Here is a 16161-nt window from a genome sequence, read left to right as displayed (position 1 = left end):
GCTTTCCTAAATAGGCAAATGGATTAACGCAGCTTGAGCGTCGACAAACCGATCAGGCACAGCATCAGCGTGATGACCCAGAAACGCACGACCACCTGCGTTTCCTTCCAGCCCGACAGTTCGAAATGGTGATGCAGCGGCGCCATCTTGAAGATGCGGCGGCCTTCGCCATAACGCTTTTTCGTGTACTTGAACCAGGTGACCTGCAGCATCACGGAGAGCGTTTCCGCGACGAAAATGCCGCCCATGATGAAGAGCACGATTTCCTGTCGCACGATCACGGCGATGGTGCCAAGCGCCCCGCCGAGCGCGAGCGCGCCCACGTCGCCCATGAAGACCTGCGCGGGATACGTGTTGAACCAGAGGAACGCGAGCCCCGCCCCGCCCATCGCCGAACAGAAGATCAGCAGCTCGCCCGCGCCCGGAATGTGCGGGAACAGCAGATATTTCGAGTAGACCGAGCTGCCCATCACGTAGGCGAACACGCCCAGCGACGCGCCCACCAGCACGACCGGCATGATGACGAGACCGTCGAGGCCGTCGGTGAGGTTCACGGCGTTGCTCGCGCCGACGATCACGAAATACGTGAGCGCGATGAAGCCCCACACGCCGAGCGGATAGGTCATCGACTTCAGGAACGGCAGCAAGAGGTCCGCGCGCGCGGGCAGGCCCATCGACAGGCCGCTACGCACCCACGCCATGAACAGGTCGAACACGCGCACGTTGTTCGCCTCGGACACGCTAAAGGCGAGATACACCGCCGCGAACAGGCCGATCACCGACTGCCAGAAGTACTTTTCGCGCGACGACATGCCGCGCGGGTCCTTGTAGACCACCTTGCGATAGTCGTCGACCCAGCCGATCGCGCCAAAGCCGAACGTGACGAGCATCACGATCCAGATGAAGCGGTTCGACAGATCGCCCCACAGCAGCGTGGCGACGGCGATGCCCAGCAGAATCAGCACGCCGCCCATGGTGGGCGTGCCGGACTTCACGAGGTGAGTCTGCGGGCCGTCCGTGCGCACGGCCTGGCCGACCTTCATTTCGGTGAGCTTGCGAATGACCCAGGGCCCGAGAAAAAGCCCGATCGCCATCGCGGTGATGGTGGCCATCACCGCACGAAACGTCAGATAACTGAACACGCGCAAGAAGCTTGCGTCATTCTGCAGCCATTGCGCCAGCGCCAGTAGCATGCCTTGTATTCCTTAGAAATTCAGTGCGCGCCGGACGCTGCGTCCGGTGCGGTGGGTTGCGGGTTCGTCAAAGCCGTCACGACGCGCTCCATCTGCATGAAGCGCGAGCCTTTCACGAGAATCGTGGCGCTAGCGCCGTAACCGGCGCCAGCGAGTGCGCGAACCAGCTCGCTCACGTCGGCGGCGTGCAGCGCGCCTGCGCCGAAAGCCGTCGAGATATCGCGTGCCGCGCCGCCAAGCGTGTAAAGCGCGTCGATGCCGCGCTCCTTCGCGTAGGCGCCCACCTCGCGGTGGAACGCCGGGCCGTTATCGCCGACTTCGCCCATGTCGCCGAGCACCAGCACGCGCGGCGCGTGGTGCGAAGCGAGCACGTCGATGGCCGCGCGCACGGAATCGGGGTTCGCGTTGTAGGTGTCATCGATCACCTTGGCGCCCGCAAGTTCCGCAAGCGCCGCGCGTTTGACCTGCAAACGGCCCTTCACCGGCTCGAATGCTTCGAGACCGCGACGGATGGCTTCGAGCGACACGCCCGCCGCAATCGCCGCCGCCGTGGCCGCGAGCGCGTTGTGCGCGTTGTGTGCGCCGAGCACTTTCAGTTCGACTTCGAGATGGCCTTCGGGCGTCGCGACCGCGAGGCGCGAACCGTCGAGCTTGCCCGTCACCGCCGCATCGACGGCGCGCTCGTTCGTATGCAGCGCGAAGTCGAGCACCTGCGAGCCTGTCGCGGCGACGCGCCAGATGCCCGCGTAGGCGTCGTCGGCGGGAAACACGGCCGTGCCTTCGGGCTTGAGTGCGTGGATCACGCTCGCGTGTTCGAGCGCGACGGCTTCCACCGTCGCCATGAACTCCTGGTGCTCGCGCTGCGCGTTGTTCACCACGGCCACGGTCGGCTCGGCGAATTTCGCGAGCAGGTCGGTTTCGCCGGGATGATTCATGCCGAGTTCGACCACGGCGAGCCGATGCGCCGCGCTCAGGCGCAGCAGCGTGAGCGGCACGCCGATGTCGTTGTTCAGATTGCCCGCAGTCGCCAGGCGCGCGTCTTCGCCCACCGCAGCGGCGAAGATCGACGCGATCATTTCCTTGACCGTGGTCTTGCCGTTGCTGCCCGTCACGGCAACGAGCGGCATCGTGAAACGGCGCCGCCAGCCGAGCGCGAGCGCGCCCAGCGCCGCGCGCGTGTCGTCCACGCGCAGCGCGGGAACGCGCCAGTCGCCGGGGCTGCGCGAAACGAGCGCCGCGCTCACGTTGCGCCCCGCCACTTCGGGCAGGAAGTCGTGCGCGTCGAAACGCTCGCCCTTGAGCGCGACGAAAAGGTCGCCGGGGCCGGTCGTGCGGCTGTCGGTCGAGATGCGTTCGAAGGTGGCGTTCTCGTCGCCGAGAACGCTGGCGCCGGGAATCAGCGCCGCAGCTTCGCGCAGGGAAAGCATTGTCATTCACCGCCTCCGCGCCCTTGCCGATCGGAAGTCGGACGGGCAGCGAGGGCAAGGCGCGCGTGATCCTGATCGGAGAACGCGCGCTTCTTGCCCATGATTTCCTGAGTTGCCTCGTGCCCCTTGCCGGCCAGCACGATGACGTCTTCCTTGGCCGCGCCGCGCACCGCCTGCAGGATCGCGCTGGCGCGGTCCTCGATGCGGCGCGCCTTCGCGGGTTCGCGCATGCCGCCGACGATCTGGTCGATGATCGTGGCCGGCGCTTCGCTGCGCGGGTTGTCGCTCGTCACGACGGTTTGATCGGCCAGACGCTCGGCGATCGCGCCCATCAGCGGGCGCTTGGTCGCATCGCGGTCGCCGCCGCAACCGAACATGCAGATGAGCTTGCCGCCGCGCGCCGCCGCCATCGGGCGCAGCGCGTCGAGGGTTTTTTCAAGTGCGTCGGGCGTATGCGCGTAATCGATCACGACGAGCGGTTCATCGTGATCGGCGCGGCCGCCCAGACGCTCCATGCGGCCGTTGACCGGCTGCAGCTTCGCAACTTCGTTGAGCGCGGCGAGAAGCGGCACGTTCGCCGCCAGCAGCGCGCCCAGCACGCCGAGCAGATTGCTGACGTTGAAAAGACCCAGTGTCTGCACTTCGATATTGGCTTCGCCCCAATCCGACGTTTCCAGATGGAACGCGGTGCCCGTCGCGGTCGCGCGCACGTCTTTCGCGCGCAGCCAGGCGTCGGCGACCGGCGCATCGGCGGCGGGTGTATTCACGCCGTAGGCGATCGTGCGCGCCGTGCCGCGCGTGGCGGCGATCAGGCGCCGGCCGGCGGCATCGTCGGCGTTGATGACGGCGGCGCGCAGGCCAGGCCACGCAAACAGACGCGCCTTCGCGGCCTCGTAGGCTTCGAAGGTGCGGTGATAGTCGAGGTGGTCCTGCGTGAGATTCGTGAAGATCGCGATATCGAACGACGTGCCGTTCACGCGGCCCTGATGCAGCGCATGCGACGACACTTCCATCGCCACGGCCTGCGCGCCCTGCTGACGCAATTGCGCGAGCGAGCGCTGCAGTTGCGGCGCGTCGGGCGTCGTGAAACCGGTATGCACGAGCTGGCCGACGAAACCGCTGCCGAGCGTGCCGACGATCGCGCACTTCTGGCCAATGGCCGTGAGCGCCGAGGCGATCCACTGGCTGCACGAGGTCTTGCCGTTAGTGCCGGTCACGCCGACCACGAGCATGGCGTCGCTCGGATCGTTGTACCAGCCGCTGGCGATTTCGCCCGCGAGCACGTCGAGTTGCGGCACGGCGAGCGCGTTCTGCGCCTGCGCGACATCGAACGTGCCGCCAGGTTGCGCGACATAGCCTTCCGGCTGATACAGGACGGCCGCCGCGCCACGCGCGAGCGCGTTTTCGATATGCGGGCGGTTGTCCGCACCTTCGACGGCGTAGGCGAGAAACACGTCGCCCGGCTGGAGCGATCGGGTGTCGGCGTGCAGATTGGCTGCGTTCGCGATGCGCGCGCGCAGCCACGCGAGGGCGTCCACGATCTGCCGGTGCGCGGGATGCTGGGTGCGCGTGGCGCTCATCGGACGACTCCGGGTCGGGTTTTAACGTTGTCGGCGACGGTCATGTGATGCGCGCCGGACGGGCTCTTGAGCGTGGCCGTGTTGGCGGCGTGCTTCGCGGGCGTGGCCGCTGCGTTCGGCGCCTTCGCTGCGCCGGGCGTACCCGGCCCATTCGCAGCGACCGTCGCCGACCCGCTGTCGTCGGACACGACGAGCTGCTTGACCGGCATGTCGGGCGGCACGTTGAGCGAGCGCAGCGTATCGCCGACGATGCCCGAGAACACCGGACCCGACACCGCGCCGCCGAAGTGGCTGCCCGCCGTCGGCTCGTCCACCGTCACGGCGACGACGATGCGCGGATTCGGCATCGGCGCCATGCCGACGAAGGACGCGCGGTACTTCGAATGGTCATAGCCGTGCGGGCCATGCTTGTACGCCGTGCCGGACTTGCCGCCCACGCGGTAACCGGGCACCGCGGCTTCGGGCGAGGTGCCCTCCTTCGACACCACGCTTTCGAGCATCGTGCGCACTTCGCGCGCGGTCGTGGGTGCGAACACCTGGGTGCCGACCGCGGGCTGGTCGTCGCCGGCGTGGCGGAAGATCGACACGGGCAGGATCTGGCCGTCGTGGGCGATGGCCGTGTACGCGCGCGCGAGCTGGAACAGCGACACCGACAGGCCGTAGCCGTACGACATCGTCGCCTGCTCGATGCGGCGCCAGCTTTTCCACGGACGCAGGCGGCCCGGCGCCGCGCCGGGGAACCCGACCTTCGGCGCCTGCCCGAGACCGATGCTGGTATACATGTTCCACATCTCTTCGGGGCGCAGCGTCATCGCGATCTTGGTCGCGCCGATGTTGCTCGACTTCTGGATCACGCCGCCCACGGTGAGCACGCCAAAACCGGCGTCATCGGTAATGGTCGCGCCGTCGAGGGTGAAGTGGCCCGCACCCGTATCCACCAGTGTAGTCGGCGAGACGCGGTGCAGATCGAGGGCCAGCGACACCGTGAACGGCTTCATGATCGAGCCCGGCTCGAACACGTCCGTGAGAATGCGGTTGCGCAACTGCTCGCCCGTGAGGTGCGAGCGGTCGTTCGGGTTGTAGGTCGGATAGTTGACGAGCGCGAGCACTTCGCCCGTGCGCACGTCCACCACCATCGCGGCGCCCGCCTTGGCCTTGAACTTCTCGACCGCGGCCTTCAGGTTCGAATACGCGATGTATTGAATCTTGCTGTCGATCGACAGTTCGACGTCCGTACCATCGTGCGGCACGACCGTCTCATCCACGTCCTCGACGATGTGGCCCATGCGGTCCTTGATGACGTGCCGAATGCCGGGCACGCCCGCGAGAATCTTCTGGTCCGACAGCTCCACGCCTTCCTGGCCCTCGTCTTCCACATTGGTGAAGCCGATCAAGTGGGCCGTGACGTCGCCTTCCGGATAGAAACGTTTGTATTCGTTGCGCTGATAAATGCCGGGAATGTCGAGCGCCGTGATTTGCTGCGCGACGTCGAGCGGCACCTGACGCTTCACGTACACGAAGGTCTTGTCTTCGGAGAGCTTCGCGCGCAGGTCTTTGCTCGACATGTCGAGCAGCTTGCCGAGCTGGTTGAGCTTGTCGGCGCCGAGATCGTCGGGCACGGCTTCGGGAATCGCCCAGATCGCGCGCACGGGCAGGCTCGTCGCGAGCACGAGGCCGTTGCGGTCGAGAATCTTGCCGCGCGTGGCGGCCAGCTCGATGGTGCGCTGATAGCGGCTTTCGCCCTGCTTCTGATAGAAGGCGTTGCCCGGCCCCTGGATCCAGAACGCGCGCGCGGCGAGCGCGACGAACGCCATGAACAGCATGAAGACGACGAGCTTCGAGCGCCACATCGGCAGGCGCACGGAGAGAATCGGATTGGCGCTGAAGGCGACGCTCTTGCGGCTGTTGCCCTTTTTCATCGCGCACCTCCACGACGGCCGTTCGCGGCGGCAGGCGCCGAGGCGATAGCGGGCGCGGACGTGGGCACGGGCGCGTCCACAGCCGTGGCCGCGCCCGGTGCGAGCGTCAGATATTGCGTGCGTCCGGTCGTCACGGGCTGCATCTTGAGTGAATCGGTAGCGAGCTGTTCAACGCGCGACGTCCGGGACAGCGCGCTCTGCTGATATTGAAGCTGCGCGTAGTCCTGCTGGAGCTGACGCTCCTGCGACTGCGCGCGTTGCAACTGGATGAAAATCTGCCGCTGCTGATTGGTGGCGTTGACGACTGACAACGCGCAGCCCATGACGACGATCAGCAGGAAGATGTTCAGGCGATTCATGGTGCGATGCGCTCCGCAATGCGCATCACAGCCGAACGGGCGCGCGGGTTCGCCGCGACTTCTTCGTCGCTTGCGAACACGCGCCCGAGCAGCTTCAGGGGCGGGCTGGGCAGATCCACGGCACGGATCGGCAAACGGCGATCGATCGCCGGCGCCGTGGCGTTAGCCTGCATGAACCGCTTCACGATCCGGTCTTCCAGCGAATGAAAGCTGATGACCACGAGCCGCCCCCCCTGTTCCAGCAACGACAAAGCTGCTTCTAGAACGACCTGCAGCTCCGCAAGCTCTTGATTGACGTGAATCCGTATAGCCTGAAAGGTGCGGGTTGCCGGGTCCTTACCCTTCTCACGGGTTTTGACGGCGTTAGCCACGATTTGGGCAAGCTCGCCCGTGCTGTCGAGAGGCCCGAGACGGTCGGACTCTGCCCGGCGAGCAACAAGCGCCTTTGCAATCTGAAAAGCAAACCGTTCTTCCCCATAATCTCGAATCACCTCCGTCAGTTCCTGCACCGTGGCCCGCGCGAGCCAGTCGGCAGCGGACTCGCCGCGCGTCGGGTCCATCCGCATGTCGAGCGGACCATTGGCGCGAAAGCTGAAGCCCCGCTGCGGGTCGTCGATTTGCGGCGACGACACGCCCAGGTCCAGCAGCACACCCGACACGCGCCCTACCCCGCGCTCGGCCAGAGCGTCGCGCAGTGAAGCAAAACTTTCGTGCACGATCGAGAACCGCGCGTCGCCCACCTGTTCGGCGGTGGCGATCGCCAGCGGATCCTTGTCGAACGCGATCAGCCGGCCGCCTTCTGCGAGCCGGCCGAGCACGGCGCGGCTGTGGCCGCCACGCCCGAACGTGCCGTCCACATAGACGCCGTCCGCGCGCGTTACGAGCGCATCGACCGCTTCATCCAGCAGCACCGTGCGATGCTGCAATCCTTGTCCCATCGCAGATGCCATAGCGTTTTTAACCCGCGATCAGAACGTGAAATTCTTCAAGGCGTCGGGCATGCCTTGAGCCATCGCCGCCTGTTCCTTCGCGGCGTAGGTCTGCGCATCCCACAACTCAAAATGACTACCCATGCCAAGCAGCATGACTTCCTTTTCCATTCCCGCTGCAAGACGTAATTCAGGTGAGACGAGCACGCGGCCCGCGCTGTCGAGATCGACATCGGACGCGTTGCCGAGAAAAATGCGGCGCCACCAGTGAGCGTCCATCGGCAACGCTGCGACTTTCGCGCGGAACACTTCCCATTCGGGGCGCGGAAATAGCAACAGGCAGCCGTCCGGGTGCTTGGTGATCGTCACCCGGCCTTCTGCCTGTTGTTGCAGCGCGTCCCGATAGCGAGACGGAATCGACATCCGTCCTTTCGCATCGAGTGTCAGCGCCGACGCCCCCTGGAACAATTCGCTCCCCTTGTGCGGCGCCATTCGCCGCCCGTCTAAATCTCAGGAAATTTACCCGAATACATCTTTGAAATCACACAAAAATACACTTTCTCACACTGTCTCCCACTTTAGAGGAACGCCTTTCGAGGGTCAAGGTGGGCCGCACGTTTTTTGACGAAATTTACCCACTAGAACAAGGACTTAGCGGCGCCTGTTCAAGTCGGCACTAAAACCAAAAACCGTTATGAATGAATGAGCTAACGCAGGTTGTGAAGGTGATACGTGAAATGCGCGGAGAAAACCGCGATGGTGCGGGGGCTTGGGAGGGATTACACGGGACGACAGAAAGCGGTAAGGGGCGCGTCAGAGCGGCACGAACGCCGGACCGGGAAGCATACCGGTCCGCGCCAGTAACTCAAAATGAAGCTTAGATATAGTAGGCCGTGCGCGTCATCACTTTCGATGCGGCACGCATGAGCGAGCGCAACGGCAGCGGCAATTCGATACCGCCCAGGTCCGTCGCCGACTTCGCGTGGGCGATCTCGTCGGTGCGCATCTGTTCGACGATTGCACGCGATTCGAGGTCGGCAGGCGGCAGCGCGTCGAGGTGGCTGTCGAGGTGATGCTCGACCTGACGCTCGGTTTCCGCCATGAAGCCCAGGCTCACCTTGTCGCCCAGACGCCCCGCCGCCAGACCGATCGCGAGCGCCCCCGCGTACCAGAGCGGATTGAGCAAACTGGGCCGCGAATCGAGGGCTTCGAGACGACGCGCGGTCCACGCGAGATGGTCTTCCTCCTCGCGCGCGGCCTGCTCGAACGCGGCCTTGAGCGTAGGGGAACGCGTCGCGAGTTTTTGCGCCTGATAAAGCGCCTGCGCGCACACTTCGCCGACGTGATTCACGCGCATGAGGCCGGCCGCGTGCGTGCGCTCGGCAGGCGTGAGTTCGCCGGGAAGCGTCGCCGCGACGGCGCCGCCCGTGGCCACCGCGGCGTCGGCGGTCGCGACCTGCGCGGACACGGCGTCGGGGGAAGGTTGTGGCATCGGCCGCGACATGCGCGACACGCCAGTGATCGAGCGCAGACCGCGGTCGAACTCGGTAATCAATTCGTCAAACATCATCCAGCCTTCCTCCATGCGCACGGCGAGACTGACCGCCCTGACGGACGGCCCGATGGACCGCCTGAAGCGCCGCTGAAAGGCCGACCGACCGGCCGTTCAAAGTCGCTACAGGAACACGCGCAAGCCCGTCAATCCGGGGCTGCGCCGATATCCAGGCGCATATTCTAGACCATGTTGTGTAAACGAAACAGGTACTTAGGTGCGTCTGCTTTTCCTTTGTCGCCCATAACCCTTTTGTTACATTACGTGTCAACTTCTCGCGAAGTTAGATATCAGGGCCGCAGCATGACAAATAAACAGGCCCTGTAAAAAGACGCTTAAAAGCAGTCAAACACTTGGAGATCATTCAATGAAGAAGTCGCTTCTCGCGCTCGCCGCGATGGGTGCGTTCGCGGGCGTCGCCCACGCTCAGAGCAGCGTCACGCTGTACGGCATCATCGACGAAGGTTTCAATATCAACACGAATTCGGGCGGCAAGCACCTGTACAACCTGTCGAGCGGCGAACTGCAAGGCAGCCGTTGGGGTCTGCGTGGCGCGGAAGACCTGGGCGGCGGTCTCAAGGCGATCTTCGTGCTCGAAAACGGCTTCGACGTGAACAGCGGCAAGCTCGCCCAGGGCGGCCTGATGTTCGGTCGCCAGGCTTACGTGGGCCTGAACAGCGCGCAATTCGGCTCGGTCACGCTGGGCCGCCAGTACGACTCCGTGGTCGACTATGTCGGCCCGCTCGAAGTCGGCGACCAATGGGGCGGCTACATCGCGGCTCACCCGGGCGACATCGACAACTTCAACAACGCGTACCGCACCAACAACACGGTCAAGTTCACCAGCGCCAACTACGCTGGCCTGACCTTCGGCGGCACGTACAGCTTCGGCGGCGCGGCCGGCGACTTCTCGCACAACCAGATCTGGTCGCTGGGCGCAGGCTACAACAACGGCCCGCTGTCCCTCGGGCTCGGCTATTTGAACGCACGCACGCCGGCAGCATCGGGCGGTCTGTTCAACAACGGCGGCGCGGCCCTGGCAGCCAACGCCGCAGTGACCTCGCCGGTCTATGCAGGCTTCACGTCGGCCAACACCTATCAGGTGATCGGCGCGGGCGGCGCCTACACGTTCGGCGCGGCGACGTTCGGTATCACGTATTCGAACATCCGTTTCGCGAACCTCGGCTCGACCTTCACGAACGCGGCAATCGCGGGTTATCGCGGCCAGTCGGCGACGTTCAACAACGCCGAAGTCAACTTCAAGTATCAGCTGACCCCGGCTCTGCTGGTCGGCGCTGCGTATGACTACACGCGCGGCGCATCGATCAACGGCGCTTCGCGTGCCCAGTACCACCAGGGCGCGGTCGGCGTCGATTACTTCCTCTCGAAGCGCACCGACGTCTACATCACGGGCGTCTATCAGCACGCACTGGGCGAAACGCTCAACGCGGCTGGCGATGTCGTCGACGCAACGGCAGGCATCAACAACCTGACCGGTTCGTCGAATCAGAACCAGTTCACGGCGCGCGTCGGTATCCGCCACAAGTTCTAAGAAGAACAGCCGTTTCAGTCTCAAAGGCGCCTTCGGGCGCCTTTTTTCTTTGCGCTAAAAAGAAAGGCCTGCCGTCGCGGGCAGGCCTTCGTGGTGACTCAACCAGAACGCTTATGCGCGGCCGTCGCGCAGCTCACGCCGCAGAATCTTGCCGACGTTGCTCTTCGGCAGGTCGCTGCGGAACTCGATGAGCTTCGGGCGCTTGTAGCCCGTGAGCTGCGTCTTGCAGTAGTCGAACACGTCCTTGTCGGTGAGCGCCGGATCCTTTCTGACGATGTAGAGCTTCACCGCTTCGCCCGAGTGCTGGTCGGGCACGCCCACCGCCGCGACTTCGAACACGCCGGGCAGCTTCGCGACCACATCCTCGACTTCGTTCGGATAGACGTTGAAGCCCGACACCAGAATCATGTCCTTCTTGCGATCCACGAGCTTCACATAGCCGCTCGCGTTCATCACGCCCACGTCGCCGGATTTGAAGAAGCCGTCGGCGGTCATGACCTTCGCCGTCTCTTCCGGACGCTGCCAGTAGCCCGCCATCACCTGCGGACCGCGAATGCAGATCTCGCCCGCCTCGCCGATCGGCAGTTCGTTGCCGCTATCGTCGCGAATCGAGATTTCCGTGGACGGCAGCGGCAGGCCGATCGTGCCCGTGTACTCGGTCGCCGTAGTCGGATTGCAGGTGACGCTGGGCGACGTTTCCGACAGACCGTAGCCTTCGACTATCGGCGTCTGGGTGCGCTCGTACCAGCGCTTCGCCACGGCTTCCTGCACCGCCATGCCGCCGCCATTGGCGACCAGCAGATGCGAGAAGTCGAGCTTGTCGAAATCGGGATGATTGAGGATCGCGTTATAGAGCGTGTTGACGGCCGGGAACGTCGTGATCGAATAGCCGTGCAGTTCCTTGATCATGCCGGCGATGTCGCGCGGATTCGGAATCAGCACCGCAAGGCCGCCCGTGCGCATCGTCAGCAGACCGCAGACGGTGAGCGCAAAGACGTGATAGAGCGGCAGCGCCGCGACCGTCACCGCCTGCGTGCCCGCCGGCAGGCGCGCGAGCGCCGGCTCGGTCCACGCGGCCGATTGCAGCACGTTGGCGATCAGGTTGCGATGCAGCAGCGTCGCGCCCTTCGACACGCCGGTCGTGCCGCCCGTGTACTGGAGAAAGGCGACGTCGTCGGGCGTCTGCTCGACGACCTTGAAACTCATGCGCGCGCCAGCCGAAATCGCATCGTTGAAGCGCACGTGGCCTGGCAGGCTCCACGCGGGCACCATCTTCTTCACGCGGCGCACGACGAAATTGACGATGAAGCCCTTCGCGCCGAGCAGATCGCCCATCGACGCCACCACGACATGCTTCACGCGCGTCTGCGCGATCACGGCATCTAGCGTATTGGCGAAATTCTCTAGGATGATGATCGCTTCGGCGCCGCTGTCCTTGAGCTGATGCTCAAGTTCGCGCGGCGTATAGAGCGGGTTCACGTTCACGACCACGTAGCCCGCACGCAGGATCGCGGCCAGCGCGACAGGGTATTGCAGCACGTTCGGCATCATGATGGCGATGCGCGCACCGCGCTCGATGCCGCGCGACTGGAACCACGCGGCGAGCCGCTTCGATAGTTCGTCGAGCTGACCGTAAGTGAGCGTCTTGCCCATGCACGCGAAGGCGGCCTTCGAACGGTTAGCGTTGAAGCTCTCCGTCAGCAGCGCCGTGATGGACGCATATTGGCTCGCGTCGATTTCCGCGGGCACGCCAGGCGGGTACGATTTCAGCCAGACTTTATCCATGCGGCGTCTCCTCCTCAGGTATTTTTTCGAATGGTCGTGCTAAAACGCCGATCGTAGCATGCGCCCTGCGCTTTTCTGCCGCGAAACAGCGAGTTAGAAAGCCCCCTCGAAATACGCAGGGGGCGATTTTTCCGTGACGGGTTAAGGGTTTACGCGCGTTCGACTTCCACAAGGCAGTCGTAGAAGGTGGCCGAGCCGCCCAGGTCGGTGAGCGCCTGGCTCGTCACTTCGTTGGCGTTGCGGCCGTCCGGCGCGAGCTTCTTCCACCAGATCGACAGGCCCACGACGAGGCCCGCGCGAGCCCGTTCGGAGACACGTGCGCGTGCGCGCATCGAACCTCGATCGTTGAACACGCGCACCTGATCGCCGTCGGCGACGTTGCGCTGCGCGGCATCGGCGGGATTGAGATCGACGTGCGGCTCGCCTTCGGTCGCGCGCAGGCTTTCGACATTCACGAACGTGCTGTTCAGGAAGTTACGCGCGGGCGGCGAGATCATCGCGAGCGGATAACGTGCGGCCAGTTCGGGCGCGTGATCGGCGGATTCGTATGGCGGCAGGTAGTCGGGCAGCGGATCGAGGCCTGCCTGCGCGAGGGCTTCGCTGTAGAACTCGCACTTGCTGGTGGGCGTGCGAAAGCCCCCTTGAGCGAACGGCGCATCGGCGATATCGAGCTTGAGCCATGCGTTCTGCTTGAGCGTCGACCAGTCGGCGCCGCCGAACGCGGGGTCGCTCCAGTCGAATGCGCGCGCGGCCACGTCCTCATCGCTCTCGAACAACGCCGGCTCGGTCAGACCCATTGCGCGAGCGATCGAGCGGAAGATTTCCGTGTTCGGGCGCGCTTCACCCACCGGCGCAATGGCCGGCAGATTCGCCATGACGTGCGTGTGGCCGTAGGACTTGTGGACGTCCAGATGCTCTAGCTGGGTCGTCGCGGGCAGCAGGAGATCGGCGTAATCGGCAGTGTCGGTCTGGAACTGCTCCAGCACGATCGTGAAGAGATCCTCGCGCGCGAAGCCCGCCGCGACCTTCGCCGATTCGGGCGCGACCGCCACGGGGTTCGAGTTGTAGACGACGATTGCCTCGATCTTTGGGCCGAACCGGGCGTCGCCCGCGTGCGTGAGTGCATCGCCGATCTGGTTCATGTTGACGACGCGCGGCTGATGCTTAGGCCAGCCAGGAATCAGATCAGGACGCTGGAGCGCGTTCGCATCGACCGGCGCCCAGCCCGACGACGACAGCAGCACGCCGCCCGCACGGTCACGCCAGGCGCCCGTCAACGCGGGCAGGCAGGCGATCGCGCGCACCGCGTTGCCGCCGCCGCGCACGCGCTGCAGGCCGTAATTCATGCGAATCGCCACCTTGCGCGTGGACGCGTAGAGCCGTGCGAGATCGACGATGGTGTGTTCTTCGATGCCGCAGATCTGCGCCACGCGCGCCGGTGTGTAGGTGAGCGCGCGCGCCTTCAGTTGCTCGTAGCCGTGTGTGTACGCCGCGATGTAATCGTGATCGAGCCGGTCTTCGGTAATCAGCACGTGCATCATGCCGAGCGCCAGCGCGCCGTCGGTGCCGGGCTTCGGCGCGATGTGCTGATGGCATTTCTCGGCCGTGAGCGAGCGATAGGGGTCGATCGCGATCAGCTTCGCGCCGTTGCGCTTGGCTTCCTGCGCGCGGGTCCAGAAATGCAGATTCGAGGCGATCGGATTGGCGCCCCAGATCAGGATCACTTCGCTTTCGGCGAAATGCTCGGTGAGCATGCCGAGGCTCGAACCGTAGGTGTAGCGCAGGCCCGCCGCCCCCGCCGCCGCGCAGATCGCGCGATCGAGCCGCGACGCACCGAGCTTGTGGAAGAAGCGTTGCGCGATGCTGTCGCCCTGCACGAGCCCCATCGTGCCCGCGTAGCTGTACGGCAGGATCGCTTCGGGCGCGCGCTGGGCGATTTCGCCAAGGCGCGCGGCGGCGATTTCGCAGGCTTCATCCCAAGTAATCGGTTCGAAGCGCCCTTCTCCCTTAGGGCCGACGCGCTTCATCGGCTGCGTCAGGCGCTTCGGATGGTGCACGCGCTCGGCGTAGCGGGTGACCTTCGTGCAGAGCACGCCTTGCGTCGGCGGATGCTCGGGATCGCCGCTGACCTTGATCGCCCGGCCGTCCTCGACGGTTACGCGCATCGCGCAGGTGTCGGGGCAGTCGTGGGGACAGACTGCGCGGGCAAATTCGACTCGGGCGTTCATGGGGATTCGTGTGGCAAGGGGCTATCGATGGCGTGATTCTATTATGTTCAGCGCGTGCCGCCGCTGCATGCCCAGGCGCTTGCCGTGAAAAAAAAAACCTGGGCGTAAAATGGCCTGACTACGCCCGCCGTCAGAAGTGGCGGGCGCTCCTATTCTGCGCATTGCCAGCCACGAGTCAGCCATGAAACTGATCCCGGAAATCCAGGCCGCCCAAGGCGAAATCCAGGGCCTACGACGAACGATCCACGCCCACCCTGAACTGCGATACGAAGAGACCCGCACCTCCGAGCTTGTTGCCTCCAAGCTCACCGAATGGGGCATCGAAGTGCATCGGGGACTGGGCAAGACCGGCGTCGTCGGCGTGCTTAAACGCGGTAACGGCACACGCTCGATCGGACTGCGCGCCGACATGGACGCGCTGCCCATTCAGGAACTCAACACGTTCGATCATCGCTCGCACCATGACGGCAAGATGCACGCGTGCGGCCACGATGGTCATACGGCGATGCTGCTGGGCGCCGCGCAGTATCTCGCTCAACATGGGCAGTTCGATGGCACGGTCGTATTCATCTTCCAGCCCGCCGAAGAAGGCGGCGCCGGTGCCAGGGCCATGATCAAGGATGGCCTGTTCGAGCGCTTCCCCGTCGATGCAGTATTCGGTATTCACAACTGGCCGGGCATGCCGGCCGGGTGCTTCGGCGTGACCGAAGGGCCGATCATGGCGTCGAGCAACGAGTTTCGCATCGACATCAGCGGTGTCGGCTCTCATGCCGCGCTGCCGCACAACGGGCGCGATCCGGTCTTTACGGCGGTGCAGATCGCCAATGGGCTGCAAAGCATCATCACTCGCAACAAGAAGCCGCTCGATACCGCGGTGCTGTCGATCACGCAGATTCATGCTGGCGACGCGGTCAACGTGGTGCCGAATACGGCCTGGCTCGCGGGTACGGTGCGCACGTTCACCACGGAAACGCTCGATCTGATCGAGGCGCGTCTACGCAAGATCGCCGGGAGCACGGCTGAAGCCTATGACTGCTCCGTCGAGGTGAGTTTCCTGCGCAACTATCCGCCGACGGTGAACAGCAGCGCGGAAGCGCAGTTTGCGGCGGAAGTGATGCGGGAAGTTGTGGGCGCCGATCGCGTCGACGATCAAGTCGAGCCGACCATGGGCGCCGAGGACTTCTCGTTCATGCTGCTGGAAAAGCCGGGCTGTTATGCGTTTCTTGGCAACGGCGATGGTGGACATCGTGATGCCGGACATGGCGCCGGCCCGTGCATGCTGCACAACGCCAGCTATGACTTCAACGATCAGTTGTTGCCGGTTGGTTCGTCGTACTGGGTACAGTTGGCGACGAAGTTTCTCGCGCAGAAGTGATTGTTGGGTGTGCCGATTTGAATGCAAAAAGCCGTCCCCTGGGACGGCTTTTTGTTTGCCTTGTTTTTGGCTCTGGCGCGTTCACTTGTGTGGATTCACACGGCCCGAAACGCCAGAACCCCGGCTCTCACTGGGAGAGGCCGGGGTTCTGGACGCACTGCATAAGAAGCCTGACGATTACCTACTTTCACACGGGCAATCCGCACTATCATCGGCGTGGAGTTGTTTCACGGTCCTGTTCGGGATGGGAAGGGGTGGGACC

General features: G+C 64.4%; 12 protein-coding genes and 1 rRNA gene. 2 read left to right on the top strand and 11 right to left on the bottom strand.

Annotation, left to right across the window (positions count from 1 at the left end; all coding sequences use genetic code 11):
* Nucleotides 1–23 precede the first annotated feature (23 nt).
* The 8 genes from mraY to coq7 form a co-directional block, all read right to left on the bottom strand.
* Nucleotides 24–1193 (bottom strand): phospho-N-acetylmuramoyl-pentapeptide-transferase, encoded by a 1170-nt coding sequence (gene mraY, locus B0G62_RS26855; protein WP_103707214.1) that lies wholly within the window; start codon nt 1191–1193, stop codon nt 24–26.
* Nucleotides 1194–1213: 20 nt separating this feature from the next.
* The gene (locus B0G62_RS26850) at nt 1214–2626 is read right to left on the bottom strand and encodes a UDP-N-acetylmuramoyl-tripeptide--D-alanyl-D-alanine ligase (protein WP_103707213.1); all 1413 of its coding nucleotides are present in this window, start codon (nt 2624–2626) and stop codon (nt 1214–1216) included.
* Nucleotides 2623–4200, bottom strand: a complete 1578-nt coding sequence (locus B0G62_RS26845; RefSeq protein WP_103707212.1) for a UDP-N-acetylmuramoyl-L-alanyl-D-glutamate--2,6-diaminopimelate ligase — start codon at nt 4198–4200, stop codon at nt 2623–2625. The genes B0G62_RS26850 and B0G62_RS26845 overlap by 4 nt, the downstream gene beginning before the upstream one ends.
* A complete protein-coding gene (locus tag B0G62_RS26840; RefSeq protein ID WP_103707211.1) occupies nt 4197–6119 on the bottom strand; it encodes a peptidoglycan D,D-transpeptidase FtsI family protein in 1923 nt (640 codons plus the stop codon). The genes B0G62_RS26845 and B0G62_RS26840 overlap by 4 nt, the downstream gene beginning before the upstream one ends.
* Nucleotides 6116–6478: a cell division protein FtsL gene (gene ftsL / locus B0G62_RS26835; protein ID WP_103707210.1), complete on the bottom strand. Its 363-nt coding sequence runs from the start codon at nt 6476–6478 to the stop codon at nt 6116–6118. Before ftsL ends, B0G62_RS26840 begins: the two co-directional genes overlap by 4 nt.
* Nucleotides 6475–7428, bottom strand: a complete 954-nt coding sequence (rsmH, locus tag B0G62_RS26830) for a 16S rRNA (cytosine(1402)-N(4))-methyltransferase RsmH (RefSeq protein ID WP_103707209.1) — start codon at nt 7426–7428, stop codon at nt 6475–6477. The genes ftsL and rsmH overlap by 4 nt, the downstream gene beginning before the upstream one ends.
* 18 nt (nt 7429–7446) lie before the next feature.
* Nucleotides 7447–7875, bottom strand: a complete 429-nt coding sequence (mraZ, locus tag B0G62_RS26825) for a division/cell wall cluster transcriptional repressor MraZ (protein WP_027818006.1) — start codon at nt 7873–7875, stop codon at nt 7447–7449.
* 409 nt (nt 7876–8284) lie between these two features.
* The gene (coq7, locus tag B0G62_RS26820) at nt 8285–8977 is read right to left on the bottom strand and encodes a 2-polyprenyl-3-methyl-6-methoxy-1,4-benzoquinone monooxygenase (RefSeq protein ID WP_103707273.1); all 693 of its coding nucleotides are present in this window, start codon (nt 8975–8977) and stop codon (nt 8285–8287) included.
* 349 nt (nt 8978–9326) lie between these two features.
* Here coq7 and B0G62_RS26815 point away from each other — a divergent pair, with 349 nt between their 5' ends.
* A complete protein-coding gene (locus B0G62_RS26815) occupies nt 9327–10511 on the top strand; it encodes a porin (RefSeq protein WP_103707208.1) in 1185 nt (394 codons plus the stop codon).
* Between the two features lie 111 nt (nt 10512–10622).
* Here B0G62_RS26815 and B0G62_RS26810 read toward each other — a convergent pair whose 3' ends face one another.
* Both B0G62_RS26810 and B0G62_RS26805 read right to left on the bottom strand, forming a co-directional pair.
* Nucleotides 10623–12296, bottom strand: coding sequence for a long-chain fatty acid--CoA ligase (locus B0G62_RS26810; protein WP_103707207.1), 1674 nt, complete (start codon nt 12294–12296; stop codon nt 10623–10625).
* A gap of 149 nt (nt 12297–12445) precedes the next feature.
* A complete protein-coding gene (locus B0G62_RS26805; protein WP_103707206.1) occupies nt 12446–14524 on the bottom strand; it encodes a molybdopterin-containing oxidoreductase family protein in 2079 nt (692 codons plus the stop codon).
* Nucleotides 14525–14705: 181 nt separating this feature from the next.
* On the opposite strand from B0G62_RS26805, the gene B0G62_RS26800 reads away from it, so the two are divergent.
* The gene (locus B0G62_RS26800) at nt 14706–15899 is read left to right on the top strand and encodes a M20 aminoacylase family protein (RefSeq protein ID WP_103707205.1); all 1194 of its coding nucleotides are present in this window, start codon (nt 14706–14708) and stop codon (nt 15897–15899) included.
* 168 nt (nt 15900–16067) lie between these two features.
* On the opposite strand, the gene rrf is transcribed toward B0G62_RS26800, so the two are convergent.
* Nucleotides 16068–16161 (bottom strand): 5S ribosomal RNA (gene rrf, locus B0G62_RS32755); the annotation flags it as partial.

It is taken from the genome of Paraburkholderia eburnea (assembly GCF_002917095.1).
Classification (GTDB): Bacteria; Pseudomonadota; Gammaproteobacteria; order Burkholderiales; family Burkholderiaceae; genus Paraburkholderia; species Paraburkholderia eburnea.
This window is presented reverse-complemented; position numbering and strand designations above follow the sequence as displayed.